Genomic DNA, 16,267 nt, shown 5'->3' on the forward strand with positions numbered 1-16,267 from the left:
GGGTTGTTCGCGACTGCTATGTCAGCTCGGCCAGCTGCTCCTCGTAGAGCCGTTCCACGAGCGCGGCCTGTGTGGAGATGGTGAGATTCTCGAAGAGGTCCGCGACCGGCACGATGAGCCCGAACGCCTCCTGAAGGCGGGCCGCGAGCCGCATGAGAGCGAGCGAGTGGCCGCCCAGCTCGAAGAAGCTGACATCGGCGGGCGGATCCGGGATGCCGAGCAGGTCCGCCCAGGTGTCGGCGATGACCCGGGCCTCCTCGGAGGCGGGTTCGGCCCCCTCCTGTCCGGGACCGTGGTGGCTCAGCTCGGCGCGGTCCACCCGGCCGTCGGGGGTGAGCGGAAACGCCGCCCGGAAGACCACCTGGTGCGCGATCCCGACGTTGCCGAGCAGTGTCTTCACCGTGTCGACCACATGGCCCGGGGTCGCCGTCCCGCCGGCGTCCAGGGCCAGGAAGACCAGCAACTCCGGCTCGCCCCCGACGATGTGGGGCACCACAGCGCACTGTGCCACCCCGTCGATGCGCCGTACGTCCTGCTCGATGTCGGCGTACGGCACCGGCGGGCCGTAGGACTCCGAGGTGCCGCCCCGCCGGCCGACCACCCGGATCGAGCCGTCGGGCAGGGCGCGCGCCCAGTCGCCGGTACGGAACAGCCGGGCGCCGGGCCGGTCCGAACGGGGGTCCGGCCGGAAGTGATGCGCCGTCAGCTCCGGGGCGTCGTCGTACGCCTCGACGACACCGGGACCGCCGATGTGCAGCTCGCCGATCGCGCCGTCGACGGCCGGTGTGCCGTCGTCGTCCAGGATCTCCAGGCGCGCCCCCGCGAGTGGCGCGCCGAGGGGCACGGCGTCGAGCTCGGGCCGTACCTGTCCCAGGGCCGCCCACACCGTGGTCTCGACCTGGCCGTAGACGTTCCAGACCGCCTTCGCGCGCGTGGTGAGGGTGTGGGCGAGGGAGAGCGGCAGGTCCTCGCCGCCGGAGATCACGGTGAGGTCGGGTGCGCCCGTCCAACCGGCCGCCAGCAGATGGCCCCACAGGGTCGGTGTCGCGTGGACGAAGGTCGGGCGGTGCTCGCGCAGCAGGCTCAGCACCCGGTCCGGTCCCTGAGCGTCCGTACGGGAGGCCAGGATCAGTTCGGCCCCCGCGACCAAGGGCAGCAGCAGAGCCGCGAGCGCGCTGCCGGGGAAGGCGGGCGCGAGCGTGAGCAGCCGGTCCTCGGGACCGAGGCCCATCGTTCCGGCGGCGGCCGTGACCACGGCCGCCAGTGCCCTCTCGGACACCGGCACGCTCTTCGCCGGGCCGGTGGTGCCCGCGGTGTGCAGCCGCAAGAGCCGGTCGGCACCGTCCTCGCTCGGGGCGAGCAGTGTGGCCAGGGCGTCCAGCGGCTGGTCCGTCGGCAGCTCCACGACCGGTCCGCGGGGCCCCGGCAGCGTGTCGACACGCTCCAGCAGCGCGGCGTAGGTGACGGGCGCGCCCTCTCCGCGTACGGCCACGGCCTGCGGCCGGCCGGCGGCGAGGGCCGCGACCAGGGCCCGGAGGCTTGTCGCGGTGCCGGGCGGGACGGACGTGGGGTGCGGGTCGGTCATGAAAGCTCGCCCTTCATGGCGTCGGTGGCGGCGGTGTGGAGGAAGGAGGAGACCTGGTGGACGGCCGGGCCGCGCAGCAGGGTGTAGTGATCCGCCTCGACGGCCGTGCCGGTCACCGGAGGCGAGGCGATCTCGCGCCACCACACCAGTGGGTCGGTGGCGGTGAGTGTGGCCCACAGCACGCGTACCGGCGGCCCGTCGGCCTCGGGCCGGTGGGTCTCCAGCGCGATGTACGCGTTGAGGTGGCACCGGGCGCGGTCCAGCAGCTCGTCGGCGCTGAGCCCGACGGTGACGCCCAGGCCCTCCAGGTGGCCGTGGAGCGCCGGGACGGCCTCGGTCAGGGGCAGCCGCCACAGCTCCGGGGGCACGCGCAGCTGGTCGGGGTCCTGCCCGGCGGAGCGGATGAGGTCGTGCGCGAACGCCTGGGTCAGTTCGTGGGCCGCGGGGCGGACGCCCCGGTGGAAGGGCATGCTGTCGATCGCCACGACCGCGCAGGAGGCGCCCCGTGCGCGCAGCAGCCGGGCCGTCTCGAAGGCCAGCATGCCGCCGAAGGACCAGCCGGCGAGCAGGGTCGGGCGCAGCTGCGCCGAAACGATTCGGTCGGCGTAGTGGGCGGCGAGGGCGAGCAGCGTGGGGGGCTCGTCCGAGCGCAGGGCGTCGTCCGCGGCCAGGCCGTACACGGGGTAGGTGCCGGGCAGTAACCGGGCGAGCTCGCCGTAGCAGAGGATGTCTCCGCCGACGGGGTGGAAGAGGACGACCGGTGGACCTTCGCCGGGACGCAGCAGGGTGGCCCCGTCCGGCCGGGGCGCGCTTGAGGAGCGCTGGGCGCGCAGCCGCTCCAGCAGTGCGCGCCGGCGGGGCGACAGTGACTCCTCCCGCGTGCGGTGTTCGGGCCCGGAGCCGTCATGTGCTGTGGTCATCAGAAGTATCCCTCGCGCTTGCGGTCTTCCATCGCGGCCTCGGACAGCCTGTCGTCGGCGCGGGTCGCACCCCGTTCGGTGACACGGGAGGAAGCGATTTCGGCCAACACGGCCTTCAGCGTGGTGGCGTCGGAGTCGACGGCGCCGGTGCAGGACATGTCGCCGACGGTGCGGTAGCGGATCAGCCGGGTCTGCACCGGCTCGTTCTCCTTCGGACCGCCCCACTCGCCGGCCGTCAGCCACATGCCGTTACGGGCGAACACCTCACGCTCGTGCGCGAAGTAGATCTCCGGCAGCTCGATGCCCTCACGGGCGATGTACTGCCACACGTCCAGCTCGGTCCAGTTGGACAGCGGGAAGACCCGCACATGCTCACCGGGCGCGTGACGGCCGTTGTAGAGCTGCCACAGCTCCGGCCGCTGCCGGCGCGGATCCCACTGCGAGAACTCGTCCCGCAGCGAGAACACCCGCTCCTTGGCCCGCGCCTTCTCCTCGTCCCGACGCCCGCCACCGAAAACAGCGTCGAAGCGGTGCTCCTGGATCGCCTCCGTCAGCGGCACGGTCTGCAGCGGATTACGCGTACCGTCCGGCCGCTCCCGCAGCTTCCCCGCGTCGATGTACTCCTGCACCGAGGCGACATGGAGGCGTAGTTGGTGCTTGTCGACCACGCGGTCGCGGTGCGCGATGACCTCGGGGAAGTTGTGCCCCGTGTCGACGTGCAGGAGCGGGAAGGGAATCGGTGCGGGAGCAAAGGACTTGAGCGCGAGATGGAGCATGACGAGCGAGTCCTTCCCGCCCGAGAACAGCAGTACGGGGCGCTCGAATTCACCCCCGACCTCCCGGAGAATGTGTACCGCCTCGGACTCCAGGACATCCAGATGCGTGAGTTCGACAGGAGAGATGTCCGAAGCCATGTACCAGTCCTCCCGCTGCACCACATCGAGGGCCGAAGGCCGTGATGGCTGGTTCTCGTACGCGCTTCTCAGGTTGGACGACGGGGGCCGGAGTTCCGGGCGTTCATTCGAACGGCTTGAATATCTCATCAGTTGGGCGTCGGACTCTGCAAGCCCTCCTTTCCCATTGATCAATCTCTTCGCAATCTTGGCCGGAACATGTGGTGTGCTCGGCGGCCCTGTCTCGGGCCCCATGGCGGCGTGGGTGTCCGGTACCCGGCCCCATGGGTGAGGACGCCCTGCATCTGGCTAGTCTCCTGTCATGATCACCAAGCGAACGGCGTACGTCGCCGTCCTGTCGCTCGCCCTCCTCGCGGGTACGGCGGCCTGCGGAGCGGACACCGGCGGCCCCGACGCCAAGCCGGCCCCGTCGGGGAGCCCCACCCCGACGTCGCGGCCGTCGGCACCGACCGCCGACGCGCCGCCCCCGGTCAAGCCGTCGGCTGCCACCACCCCTTCCGCGGCCCCGGACGACCTGACGAAGCCCGCGGACAACCCCCGTGCCGCGGCCCGGAACTTCGCCCGCGCGCTGGCGAACGGCGATGCCGGCCTGGCCTGCGGGCTGGCCTCCCCCACCCTCCGCGCGAGGGTCCCCGGCGGATCGTGCCCCGAGGCCCTGGCCGAACTCGCCACGGACAGCCGGTACGTCTTCACGCAGAAGGCGTGCGTCGAGGAGCTGCAGAACTACGAGATCTCCACGGACGCCCAGGACACACCGGAGACGGTCCGCGTCGCCATCCACTGCCCGGAGGGCTACACCTGGCTCCGGGCCGAGCAGTACGGCACCGTCTGGCGCGTCATCGAGCTCAACGCCCCCTGACGGCGGCGCGGTCGGCTTCGTTTCGCGGATCACGAATCCCCGGTCCCGGATCCCGGATCCCAGATCCCAGATCCCTTGCGGAACCTCCGTCTCAGGCGCGGCGTTTCGGCCATGTGTGCTCCCGGACCGTACGCAGGTACGCCAAGGGTCGGTGCATCCCGCACGGTCCGTTCGCCGCGCCGTCACGCGGAACGGGCCACGTCTCAAACACGTGTGTTCGATATTCCGCTCCCCCTCGTTGAGCCCGTCGACAGCGACCGCCCAAGCAGCCTTCCAGGGGGAGCAGTTGACCTCAGCAGACACCCACAGCCCGAAGCAGCCGGACACCACTCCCCCTCCGCCCCCACCCGCGGAGATCAACTACAGCGGTCAGCACTCGGTCAATCCGCTCGATGAGGTCTCCTTCTGGAGACTGTGCGCACAGATCCCGTCGGTCCTGCGCCACGTCACCCGGATGTCCTGGGAGACCGACCGCCGGGCGGTTCGACTGCTACTGGCCTGTCAGGTGGTGACGGGGGTGGCCGCCGCGGTTCTGCTCGCCGCGACCGCGCGGGCGATGGGGCCGATCCTCGGCGGAGGCGCGGTGGTCGATCGCCTCCGCGAGGCCCTGCCGGCCCTTCTGGTCGTGGCCGGTGCGGCCGCGCTCACCCGTGGTGCGGGCGCGGTGGCCACGTACGCGGAGCGGCGGATCACGCCGACGCTCACCACCAGGACCGACACCGCCCTGGTCGCGGCGGTCTGCCGGGTCGAGGCCGCCGCCTATGCGGTGGACGGGTTCGCCGACCGTCAGGAGGCCGCGGAGATGGGTGTGCTCCGCACCCATGTGATGGTCACCGACGCCCAGCGCTTCATGTCCGCGCTGATCCGCATGATCACCGCCGGTGGCGTCCTGTCCGTACTGAACATCCTGATGCTTCCGCTGCTGCTCCTCGCCGTGCTGCCGGCCGGGATCGGGGCCGTCCTGACCGCCCGCGTCGACTACGAGATCCACTACGCGAACATCGCCGACCGCAACGTCCGCGGCATGATGCGCTGGTGGTCGACGACGCCGAGGTTCGCCGACGAGGTCCGTGCCAACGGCATGACGGACTACCTCCTGTTCTGGTACCGCTCCCTGTCCGAGCGGTGCGACCGGCGCACCCTCGCGGCGGCGCCGCGGACCCTGCGCATCGCGCTGGTCTCCGCACTCGCCGGAGGGGTCTTCCTGGTCGCCACCTGGGCAGCGCTGGCCTGGCTCGCCGTGACGGGCAGGGTCGCCCTCGCGATCGCCGCGACCGCGGTCGTCGCGGTGCAGACGACGCTGGCCGCCCTGTCGCAGGTGGTCGTCAACGGCGCCGCCGTGTTCCACACCAGCCTCTACCTCGGCGACATGCAGACGTTCCTCGCCGACGCGGCGGACAGGGCCCCCAAGCGCGGCGGCCTCGCCATCGGCGCGCCGGTGGAGGAGATCCGGCTCGACGAGGTGGTCTACCGCTACCCGGGGAAGGACAAGGCAGCCGTCGACGGAGTCTCCCTGACCCTGCGACGCGGGGAGATCGTCGCCGTGGTCGGGGTCAACGGATCCGGAAAGTCCACGCTGACCCGACTGGTCACCGGGATCTACCTGGCCGACAAGGGCTGCGTTTCCTGGAACGGCGCGGACCTCGCCGACGTCGACCCCGCGACCGTCTGGAGCCGAACCGGCCTCGTCCCGCAGATCTTCGCGCAGTGGCCGCTACGGGTCCGGGAGAACGTGACCTTGGGCCAGCCACGCACCCACGACGACGCGGCCGTGTGGGAGGCCGTCGACGCGGTCGGCATGCGCGAGGCGATCGAGGACCTCCCGTCCGGCCTCGACACCCTCCTCGCCCGCGAGACGTTCGGCGGCGCGGAGCTCTCCGGAGGGCAGTGGCAGCGCCTGGCCTGCTCCCGGGCGCTGTACCGGCGTCCGTCCCTGCTGATCCTCGACGAACCCACCTCACAGATGGACCCGCGCGGCGAGCACCAGATCTTCGAGAAGATCAAGGCGATCTCCGGCGACCGCATCACCATCGTGATCACGCACCGCCTGGAGAACACGAGAATCGCGGACCACATCGTGGTCATGGAGCACGGCCGCATCACCGAACAGGGCCGCTACGACGACCTGGTCCACGCCGGCGGGACGTTCGCCGAACTCCTCCGCCTCTCCCAGGACCGCTGACCTACCGGGCCCGGGTCACGCCGGTGTCAGCCGGGTGCCCAGGGCATCGAGGTCCGGCAGGAACCAGAGCTGAGTCCCCCGGTTGCTCTCGCGGACGAAGTCGCGCAGGGCCGTGCCGGAGTCGGTGTGCCGGGAGATGTCCCCGAGGACGGCCAGTCCCATGCGGTAGTTGACGAACTTCTGGACGATGTCGCCCGCGAGGCGCGTCCGGAGCCGGAAGAACTCCTCCGGCAATCGGGCCGCCGGGACGGCCACCCAGCTGGCGCCCTGGTAGAAGCCTTCGCCGATCAGGTCGAGCGCGTCCTGCTCGGTGCGTAGTGGAGTGCCGTCCGGGGCGCAGACGAAGACGGGTGTGCCGGCGAGGTGCTGAAGGGTGTCAGCCATGGGACAGAGTTCCTTGAGGTGGAGGGGGGAACGGCAGGGAAAGGGCTTGTTCCGCACCGGTCGGGGACGAGTAGATCGGCTTCATGGGCTTCGTACTCACGATTCGAGCACCCCGTCCATGTACGCGAAGAGCAGCGCCGTCTCCGTCAGGCCGCCGAGGACGACAACCTTCAGGCGGCGCCGTTCCTCGTCGTAGACGGTTTCGATCCGCAGGGCGGATCCGCCCGGGCGCGGGCCCGTCGCCGTGGCCGTCAGGAGGCTGGTGAGGCGATGGACCGTCGCGGTGTCGACACCGTCGATCTCCACGACGCTCGTCACGTCGGTGTGCCGCCGCCTGCCGTCCGCCCCGCGGCCCCCTTCCGTCTCCCCCGGCTCGTCCGGGCGGGGCGCGGGCACCGGTCGGCCGGTGAACGCTTCGAGGTCCTCGTGCGCGATGCGGTACTGCTTGCCGATGCGGACGGCGGGGAGCCGCCCGTCCCGTACGTAAGTGCGGACCGTGCGCACATGCAGCCCCAGCCGCTCGGCGACCTGTTCCACGGAGTAGAGACGATCATTCACTCAAGCACCCTAACCACCTCTCACTTCAGGGCACAACAGGGAAGGTTGAGGAAGTTTGGGGAGTAACACGTAGCAGGACCGGCGGAATTGCCCGGCCGTCCACCCCACGCGGCACATCGGCGCGCGGGGTGGGCGGCCGGGCAAGTGCCCCGGTCAGAGCGCTATCCGCACCCCGTACGTCCGCAGCCAGTCGTCCATCTGGAGCGTGGTCTCCAGCGCGGCCCGGCTCATGCCCTCCTCCAGCGCCGCGGCCCCCCGCCGCTCCACCGACTGCTTGAGCCGCGTCGAGAAGAGCGAGGCGAGCGGGCTCTCCCCGGACCGTACGACCTCCGCCAGCCGCTCACGCAGGACACGGTTGTAGGCGTCGTCCCGGATGGAGGGGTACGGGGTCTTGATCCGCTGGGCCACCGCCTCCGGCAGGAGGTCCCGCATCGCCGCACGCAGCAGGCTCTTCTCCCGGCCGTCGAAACTCTTCATCGCCCAAGGGACGTTGAACGTGTACTCGACGAGCCGGTGGTCGGCGAACGGCACCCTCACCTCCAGCCCGCACGCCATGCTCATCCGGTCCTTCCGGTCGAAGAGCACCTGGGCGTGGCGGGTGAGCGCGAGGTACGTGACCTCGCGGTAGCGGGCCTCGTCGGGGTCCTTGAGGTGGTCGGGGGCGGCGATCTCCGCGACCGCGGCGCTGTGGGTGTCGCGCTCGTACGTGGCCAGGTCGAGCTTGGTCAGCAGATCGGGCTCGAAGATGACCTCGTTGCCCTGGTAGTTCTCCCTGCCCTCGTGCACCCACGGGTACGTGCTGGACATGACCGTCTCGTGGACGCGCTGCCAGCGGTAGCCGCCGAACACCTCGTCGCCGCACTCGCCGGAGAGGGCGACGGTGGAGTGCCGGCGGACGATGCCGAACAGCTGGTGCAGAGAGGCGTGTTCGTCGCCCTTGGCGAGGGGCAGGTCGTAGGCGGCGAGGACGGACGCCCGCAGCGCCGGATCCAGCAGATCGGGGGCGTGCAGGGGCAGTTCGCTGTGGTCCGAGGCGACGTGTTCCGCGAGCAGCCGTGCGTAGACGTGGTCGTCGTTGCCGGGAGCGGCAGGGGTGCCGGGCCCGTGTCGGGGGTCGGCGTCGGTGACCGAGCACGAGCGGATCTGTCCGATGCCCTGGCTTCGGGACACCTTGGCGGCGAGCGCGGTGAGGGAGCTGGAGTCCAGTCCTCCCGACAGCAGGGTGCACAGCGGCACATCGGCCACCATCTGCTGACCGACGATGGATTCGAGCATGTCGCGGACGGTGGCGACGGTCTGTTCGAGGGTGTCGGTGTGCTCGCCCACCCGCAGGCGCCAGTAGCGCTGTTCGACCAGGCCCGACCGGGTCACGCGTACGGTGCAGCCCGGCGGGACCTCGCGCATGCCGCGGAAGATCGCCTGTCCGGGGACCTTGGCGATCGAGAGGATGTCGCGGAACCCGTCGGCGTCCACGACGGCCGAGAAGTCCGGGTGGGCGAGGATCGCCTTCGGCTCGGAGCCGAAGAGGACTCCGGCGGGCGTCTGCGCGTAGTAGAGCGGCTTCACGCCCATCCGGTCCCGGACCAGGAGCAGTTCCTCCCGTTCCAGGTCCCAGATTGCGAACGCGTAGATGCCCTCCAGGCGGGTGACGAACTCCGGGCCCCACTCCAGATAGGCCCGCAGGACCACCTCCGTGTCGCTCCTGGTTCTGAACCGCTGTCCGAGCGACTGGAGTTGGCCGCGCAGCTCCTGGAAGTTGTAGGTCTCACCGCTGTAGGTGAGGACGGCTCGGGAGCCGGGGCCTTCCTCGGCCGCCATCGGCTGGCAGCCGCCTTCGAGGTCGATGACCGACAGCCGTCGGTGGCCCAGCGCGGCGTGTTCCGCGCACCAGATGCCTTCGGCGTCCGGGCCGCGCCGGGCCATCGTCCTGGTCATCGCCCGCGTGATGTCCTGTTGTTGTGTCACATCGCGTGAGTAGTCGACCCAGCCGGCGATACCGCACATGAAGTTTGCTCCTGAGAGAGAAGTGAGTCGGGGAGGTGACGTGTTCGCAGTCGCGGCCTAGAGGCGTTCGACATGCGGCCGCGGGCGGGTCGTCCCGCGTGTGTCGAGGAGCAGCCGGGCGTGGCGCTCGATCATGTCGATGTCGTACGCGCGGTGCTGCTGGAGCAGGATCGTCACGTCCGCCTGCTCCAGGGCGTCCGACAGCGCGGTGGTGACTGTCGGCACCGGCGCTCCGTCGACCTCCCAGGCCGGTATGTACGGATCGTGGTACGTCACCTGGGCGCCGAGCGCCCGCAGGCGCCGCACCACATGACGGGCGGACGTCTCGCGCTGGTCGGCGATGTCGGCCTTGTACGTGACGCCGAGCAGCAGTACGTTCGCCCCGCCGAGCGTCGTGCCGGCCCGGTCGAGGAGCTGCTGGGCGCGCTCGACCACGTACCGCGGCATCCGGGTGTTGATCTCCTGCGCGAGCTCCACCATCCGGAAGGGGTAGCCGAGGGTGCGGACCTTGTGGGCAAGGTAGTTGGGGTCGATCGGGATGCAGTGGCCGCCCACACCGGGGCCGGGGCGGAAGGCCTGGAAGCCGAAGGGCTTGGTGGCGGCGCAGGAGATCGAGTCCCACAGGTCGATCTCGAGTTCGTGGCAGAACACCGCCATCTCGTTGACCAGGGCGATGTTGACGTGCCGGTAGGTGTTCTCGATGAGCTTGGCCATCTCGGCCTCGCGGGTGCCGGCGGCCTGGACGACGTTGTCGACGACCTTGCCGTACATCGCGGCCGCGGCGGCGGTGCAGTCGGGGGTGTACCCGCCGACGACCTTCGGGGTGTTGCGGATGCCGTACTGCCTGTTGCCCGGGTCGACCCGCTCGGGAGAGAAGGCGAGGTGGAAGTCGACGCCCGCGGTGAGGCCCGAGCGTTCCAGGATCGGACGCACCACCTCGTCGGTGGTGCCCGGGTACGTCGTCGACTCCAGGACGACCAGCGTCCCGGGCCGCAGGTTGCGGCCGACCATGGCGCAGGCGTCCTCCACCATGGCCAGGTCCGGCCCGCCGTGCGGGGACAGCGGGGTCGGTACGCACACCACCACGGCGTCAGCGTCGGCGATCACCCGCTCGTCCGTCGTCGCGGTGAAGCCGGCCGCACGCATACCGGCGACCGTCTCGTCGTCGATGTCGTCGATGTGGGAGGTGCCGTCGTTGAGCCGCGCCACGGTGTCGGCGTCGCGGTCCAGGCCGGTGACGGCCATACCGGACCGGCACGCCTCCAGAGCGAGCGGCAGTCCTACGTAGCCCAGGCCTATGACGACCAGGTCACTGCGCACGATGGTCCCTTTCGTAAGCATGATGAGAGAAGGGGAGGTGGAGAGGGGTACTGAGCAGCCGTGCGTACGCGTACGTCCGCGGGAGCGCTCAGGCGCCGCGGCCGGCGCGCCCGGCGAGCAGGGCCACCAGCAGGCTCGGTACGAGCAGCAGACCGAAGGCGGCGCCGTAGCCGGCCAGTTCGGACGTGCCGAACGCCAGGCAGGTGTTGAGCACGGCGGAGGAGACGGCCATGACGGTGATCTGGCCGAGGTTCTGGTTGGTCTGCATCGCGCTGCTGGCGTAGCCCTGCCGGCCGGGCGGGCTGTGCGAGAGCGACAGCACGGTGAGGGAGGGGTCCAGCATGCCCATGCCGACGGCGGCGACGAGCATGGCCGATGCGGCGGTCAGCGCCGGCATTTCGGGGAAGGTCCCGGCGACGGCGAGGGCGACCGCTGCCGCCATCACCACCGCGCCGATGGCGACCAGCCGGTGCCGGGGCATGTTCTGCAGCAGCCGCCCCTGCACCCAGGAGGCGCCCGCCCACACCACGGCGGCGCCGGTGAACGCCAGACCGATGACGACGGCGGGAGTGTCCCGTTCGGTGATCAGCATCAGCGGGACGAACGCCTCGACCGTGAAGTACGTGCCGGAGGCGAGGCCGCGCAGCAGCACCGTGGTCGGCAGGCCGCGGGCGGCCCGCCAGGTGCCGACGGGCAGCAGCCGGGGGGCGAAGACCACCAGCAGGCCGAGGCCCGCGACGACGAACAGCAGATGGCGTACGTCCCAGCCGGACACCCCGTACTGTCCGAGCGCCGCACCCACGCTCACGACCGTCGCGATCAGCAGGGCCGGTCGGGGCGGCTGGTCGTCGGCGGGCGGCGCAGCGGCGCCCGGCCAGGAGGGGCGCCGCAGGACGACGACCAGGACGAGCGCGGGAAGGACGGTCAGGACGGCCAGGCCGTAGAACACCGCCCGCCAGGACCACCATTCGGAGACCAGCCCGGCCAGCGGGGGCCCCGCCAGGGACGGGATGATCCAGCATGTGCTCATCAAGGCCAGGACCCGGGGGCGCAGGCGTTCCGGGTAGGCCTGGCCGATGGCGGTGTTGATGGCGACCGCGACCATCCCGGCCGCCAGACCGTCCAGGAAACGTCCGGCCGCGAGCTGCCATATGGAGGTGCTGGTGGCCGCGACCAGCAGCGTGACCACGGTCAGCGCCATTCCGGCGGCGAGCGGGCCTCGGGCACCTGAGCGGTCCGCCCAGTGGCCGCCGAGGACCCCGCCGAGCAGGCTCGCCGCGACGAAGCAGCCCGCGACCAGCGGGAACAGCGATACCCCGTCGAGGTCGCGGGCGGCCGTCGGGAGGGTGGGTACCACGGCCAGCGCCGCGAAACCGGTGAGGAACATGACCGCGGCGAAGCAGGCCGTGGCCGCCCCGAACTCACGTGAGAACAGGCCCTCCTTGGCGGCTTCGGGCCGGGTCGGCGCCTGGTCAGACATTGCAGCCCGAGGGCGCCGCGCCGACCGTCCGGCCGCTGCCGGGACGGGCGTCGGCGCCCAGCTGCGGAAGGCCGGTGATGGCGTCATGGGTGTCGCAGGCGAGCCACTGCGCCAGGGCCCGCAGCCCCTCCCGCAGCGGTGCCGACGGCCGCCACGACAGCTCGCGCTCGATCAGGCCGGTCGCCATGACACCCTGCCGTACGCCGGGCTCGGCCACGTCCTCCCAGGCGGTGCGGCGCGCGATCACGGCGACCAGCTCGGCGAGTTCCTCCTCGCCGTACGCCTCCGACGCGATGTTGAACACCCGCTCGCGGGGCGGCGCGGACAGGACCGCGTCGATCGCTCCGGCCACGTCCCGGTGGTCCACCACCTGGTGGCGGCGGCCACGGTCCAGCGGCAGGGAGCGCCGCGTCCAGGCGAGGTGCATCCAGCGGGCGGCCGTGCCCTGCGGGTGGATGCCGGGCCCCACGGGCTCGGCAGGCCGCAACACCTGCACGGCGATGCCGCTGTCCTCGCCCCAGCGCCGGGCCTGTTCCTCCTGGCGCCACCACTCCAGGGCCTGCGGGTCGCTCGGCGGCCCGGTCACCGACGTCTCCGTGACGACCTCCTCGTCGCTGCCTCGGTAGACCGCGGCGGAGCTCACGTGGAGCAGCCGCTCGACCCGCACCTTCTCCGCGGCCGACAGCACCTGGGAGAGCGTGCCCTCTCCTGTGGCGGGGGAACCCAGGTGGACGAGGTACATGGCGCCGTCGAGGTCCTCGGCAGCGGTCACCTCCGGCGCATGGCGGGCCTCGTACCCCACGTCTCGTAGGAGTCCGGCCAGTTGGCGCCCAGAGCCGTCCTCTCCGCCGACGACGGTGACCCGGCCTTTGCCGCTCTCCGTGCTCGGCCGGTCTGCCGCGTGGGCGGCCCGCCCCTGCTCGTACGCGGCCAGGGCCAGTTCCCGTACGGGCGGGATCAGATCGGCCAGTTCCTCGGCGGTGTAGTCCTCGCACAGTCCGCCGGGGCCGAGCGAGTCCATGACGGCGCGGGTGACGTCCCGCACCGGTGATGCGGTGGCGGCGGCCACGACCACCCCCATCGCGAACCCTGTCTCCCACACCGGCCGGGCGATGTGCTCCGGCAGCGGGGAGGGGCCGGCCGCGGCGAAGGCGGCCTCGGACCGGTCGGCCAGCCCGAGGCGTCGCAGGTACCGCTCGGTCTCGACGTACTCCCAGGCGGCGTCCTCGCCGTCGCGGATCGCCGTCCGGGCGTCGCCGTACTGGTAGAAGGGGACGACCGCGAACTGCGCGCAGTCGTAAGTGGTGGGGAGGGTGGCCCGGTCGGTGAAGAGGGCGGCCTGCCGCCAGCCGTGGGTGCTGTTGCCGGCGATGCTGGGCACTTCGCTGTGGTCCACGGTGCTGGGCACGGACACCCGGATCGGCACCCTGAGCGCGTTCAAATAGCGCTGCATCACCACGTCGTACGGCCATCCGACGCCGTGCTCGGCCGCGAAGGCGCGGTAGCCGCGGGCCACGTCGGCGGGGAGCATCAGCGCCAGGCAGGGGGCGTGTTCCTCGACGGCGTACGTCCACTGCTCCCCGGCGAGCGCCGCCAGGCGCACGGTCGCGCCGGTGCGGCCTTCCCAGCCCGCATAGAAGGCGACGGCTTCATGGGGAACGGCTGCCGCGATCTGCTCGGCGTAGGCGTAGAAACCTTCGGCCAGGACGACGTCGTCCTGGAGGACCAGGTGGTGGGTGGCGGCGGGGTCCACGCACGCCCAGGCGAGTGCGGCGGAGCGCAGGGCGGTCGGCGGGCCGTCGGGTTCGGGGTCGGTCACGACCCGGATGCGACCGGCCGTATCGGTTTCGGCCAGGAGCTGGGCGGTGGTGATGCGTTTCGGATGGGTCATCACCGCACCGCTCAACCGGACCGTGGCCGGGGTGATGGCCGTAGGGTTATGAGAATTCATCGTGCGGTACCTCGCAGAGTGAAAGGTAAAGGTGCCCGGGCATGAAGGCTCGGAAGGGCGGATCGGGGATTGTCATCCACTCGGCCGCACCCAGGCACGCTCAGGGACGATCAGGCGGCGGATTCTTCAGCGCCTTTGTTGCGCACTTTCCGCTCGTTCTTCTCAAGGCCGTGGTCCATGCCCTGTTCCCGTTCCAGCCGGATCATCTCGGCGGGCCGGTAATTGAGAATGTAGGCGCGTCGGCTGCGGTCCGTCGTATTACCCCGGGAGTAATGCAGGGTCTGGCCGGCATGGGCGACCGCTTCGCCCGGGGAGAGGGGTACCGCGGTGGCACCGGGCTCGACCTCGGAGCAGTCGGTCTCGATGTTGCGGCCGTCGCCGGTGGGTCGGTGGGGACGCAGCGGCTCTCGGTGGGAGCCGCGGATGTACCACATGCAGCCGTTGTCCACGGTCGCCTCGTCCAGGGCCACCCAGATCGAGACGGCGCGGGTGTCGGGCAGGTCGACCCAGTAGGCGGCGTCCTGGTGCCAGGGGGTCGGCACCCCGGTGCGGGGAGCCTTGTGGATCATCATGTCGAAGTCGAGCATGGCGTCGTCGCCGATCAGCTCACGTGCCACGGCCAGCGCACGGGAGTGCAGCGGGAGGTCGCGAAGAGGAGCGTAGAGCGCCGAGGGCCACATGATCTGGGTGATGTTCTCGCGGACACCCTCCCGGCGCGGCACATGGGAACCGAGGTCGGACCGCTTGTCCCCGCTGGCTATCTCGCCGCTGAGGAGCCGGTCGTAGATCTCACGATAGGTCTGGACCTCTTCCGGGGAGAGGAGTGCTCCGGTCGAAGCGAACCCGTCCTGCTGGAATGCCTGAGTCCGCGCGAGACCGGCGTTCACCGTCATGACGATGGAACCTTTCATTCAGTCGCTGCCGTCGGAATTTACACATCGAAGCCAGCTGCCTGGGCTGGGAATCCTGCGCAGTTCTGCATACCGGGCCCGGGGGAATTCGCACAGGGCACCCCAAAGTCCCGTCAGGCCGTCCGGATGCCTATGCGCATCCGTCGACTACGGTTAGCTGCCGGCCACACCGGCTTTGTTGCATCGGCAACCTATGGGACGACTTCAAGACCGGTCAAGGGATTGGTCCAGACCGGTTGGGCGAGCCGGATGGCATCGAATTCACCGAGCGCCCGCCCATTCCACGGTTTGGCCGAATCCAGATCGCCCAGCGGCGATTTTCGGCCGCCTTTTTCCGTGCCAGAATTAATGAAAGGTTCGTGTTAAAATGAGCCACTCGGCGTGACGACACCGCCCTACCAGCGATCTTTCGCCCGGTCGTCACCGGCGCCACCCCAGGACCGACCCCAAACGTGACCCCGATCACAGATGATCTTTCCCGCTCCGTGATCGCACGATGGCCTCCCGCACCCCTCATCACGTCTCGGAGGCCGGCATGACAGGCGTCGGAACCGTCTCGCCCGAAGGCCTGAAGGTCCAGGTGGCACACCGCCGGAACCCTTACGCGTACCTGCTCGACGACGCGCAACTCGACGCCCTGCTACTGGAGGTGGGGCTGCGTCGGGCCGCGAGCGTCTGGCGGAACCACACCACCGCCGAGGAGCACGCCCCGCGCGGCACCTACCCCCGCCCGGCGATGGGGTTCGTCCTGCTGGACGCCACGGTGGGCCCCTGGACCCCCAACGAGGACGCGGTCCTCGGCGTCGTCGCCATCGGCGACCGGGGCCCCGACTTCCTCCCGAACGCGGCCGCCAAGGCCGGCGCGCACCGCCGCCTCGGCCGCAACAACGGCGAGGCCGTCCATACCGACCCGCACCTTCTCGGTACGGGCGGGTTCCGTTACGGCCACTCCGCGCACGTACGCGGCCAGATCGTGGCCGCCAGCTCCCAGACCCCCGACCAGGACCTCTACGAGGCGGCCCGGCTGGCCACGGACCTCGTCGACTCGGTGAACGCCCTGCATCTGGAGTGGGAACACAAGCAGGGCCCGGGCGACTGGACCGCTCCCGACGGCGAACCGTCCCCCGAAGTACGCGCGATGACCGACTGGTTCGAGCCGCGCTGAGCGAGGCGGGGCGGGTGTGTCGGCCCGTACGGTC

Annotated in this window: 13 protein-coding genes; 3 read left to right on the forward strand and 10 right to left on the reverse strand. The window is 70.9% G+C overall.

From position 1 onward, the window contains the following. Positions 1-16: 16 nt before the first annotated feature. The 3 genes from ACZ7LT_RS06965 to cysD are packed head-to-tail and all read right to left on the reverse strand — an operon-like array spanning position 17 to position 3,419. On the reverse strand, positions 17-1,585 hold the full coding sequence (locus ACZ7LT_RS06965) for a non-ribosomal peptide synthetase (protein WP_471234946.1): 1,569 nt from the start codon (positions 1,583-1,585) through the stop codon (positions 17-19). Next, on the reverse strand, positions 1,582-2,505 hold the full coding sequence (locus tag ACZ7LT_RS06970; RefSeq protein ID WP_471234947.1) for a thioesterase domain-containing protein: 924 nt from the start codon (positions 2,503-2,505) through the stop codon (positions 1,582-1,584). Before ACZ7LT_RS06970 ends, ACZ7LT_RS06965 begins: the two co-directional genes overlap by 4 nt. Then, on the reverse strand, positions 2,505-3,419 hold the full coding sequence (gene cysD, locus ACZ7LT_RS06975) for a sulfate adenylyltransferase subunit CysD (RefSeq protein WP_471234948.1): 915 nt from the start codon (positions 3,417-3,419) through the stop codon (positions 2,505-2,507). Before cysD ends, ACZ7LT_RS06970 begins: the two co-directional genes overlap by 1 nt. 301 nt (positions 3,420-3,720) lie before the next feature. On the opposite strand from cysD, the gene ACZ7LT_RS06980 reads away from it, so the two are divergent. Together ACZ7LT_RS06980 and ACZ7LT_RS06985 are read left to right on the forward strand one after the other, a co-directional pair. Next, on the forward strand, positions 3,721-4,278 hold the full coding sequence (locus ACZ7LT_RS06980; RefSeq protein ID WP_471234949.1) for a hypothetical protein: 558 nt from the start codon (positions 3,721-3,723) through the stop codon (positions 4,276-4,278). 286 nt (positions 4,279-4,564) lie between these two features. Then, positions 4,565-6,460 (forward strand): ATP-binding cassette domain-containing protein, encoded by a 1,896-nt coding sequence (locus ACZ7LT_RS06985; protein WP_471234950.1) that lies wholly within the window; start codon positions 4,565-4,567, stop codon positions 6,458-6,460. Between the two features lie 15 nt (positions 6,461-6,475). Here the strand turns inward: ACZ7LT_RS06985 and ACZ7LT_RS06990 are convergent, their stop codons facing one another. The 7 genes from ACZ7LT_RS06990 to ACZ7LT_RS07020 form a co-directional block, all read right to left on the reverse strand. Further along, positions 6,476-6,844: a DUF4180 domain-containing protein gene (locus tag ACZ7LT_RS06990; RefSeq protein WP_471234951.1), complete on the reverse strand. Its 369-nt coding sequence runs from the start codon at positions 6,842-6,844 to the stop codon at positions 6,476-6,478. 96 nt (positions 6,845-6,940) lie between these two features. After that, on the reverse strand, positions 6,941-7,402 hold the full coding sequence (locus ACZ7LT_RS06995) for a helix-turn-helix domain-containing protein (protein ID WP_471234952.1): 462 nt from the start codon (positions 7,400-7,402) through the stop codon (positions 6,941-6,943). Between the two features lie 153 nt (positions 7,403-7,555). Further along, entirely contained in the window at positions 7,556-9,406 is a 1,851-nt protein-coding gene (gene asnB, locus ACZ7LT_RS07000; protein WP_471234953.1) for an asparagine synthase (glutamine-hydrolyzing), read from the reverse strand. Positions 9,407-9,463: 57 nt separating this feature from the next. After that, positions 9,464-10,726 (reverse strand): nucleotide sugar dehydrogenase, encoded by a 1,263-nt coding sequence (locus ACZ7LT_RS07005; RefSeq protein ID WP_471234954.1) that lies wholly within the window; start codon positions 10,724-10,726, stop codon positions 9,464-9,466. Positions 10,727-10,814: 88 nt separating this feature from the next. Further along, entirely contained in the window at positions 10,815-12,206 is a 1,392-nt protein-coding gene (locus ACZ7LT_RS07010) for an MFS transporter (protein ID WP_471234955.1), read from the reverse strand. Next, positions 12,199-14,097: an NAD-dependent epimerase/dehydratase family protein gene (locus ACZ7LT_RS07015; protein WP_471234956.1), complete on the reverse strand. Its 1,899-nt coding sequence runs from the start codon at positions 14,095-14,097 to the stop codon at positions 12,199-12,201. Before ACZ7LT_RS07015 ends, ACZ7LT_RS07010 begins: the two co-directional genes overlap by 8 nt. A 170-nt stretch (positions 14,098-14,267) precedes the next feature. Then, positions 14,268-15,050: a phytanoyl-CoA dioxygenase family protein gene (locus ACZ7LT_RS07020; protein WP_471234957.1), complete on the reverse strand. Its 783-nt coding sequence runs from the start codon at positions 15,048-15,050 to the stop codon at positions 14,268-14,270. Between the two features lie 553 nt (positions 15,051-15,603). On the opposite strand from ACZ7LT_RS07020, the gene ACZ7LT_RS07025 reads away from it, so the two are divergent. Then, entirely contained in the window at positions 15,604-16,233 is a 630-nt protein-coding gene (locus ACZ7LT_RS07025) for a hypothetical protein (protein WP_471234958.1), read from the forward strand. Positions 16,234-16,267 lie beyond the last annotated feature (34 nt).

This window comes from Streptomyces sp. NPDC039465, from assembly GCF_055639315.1.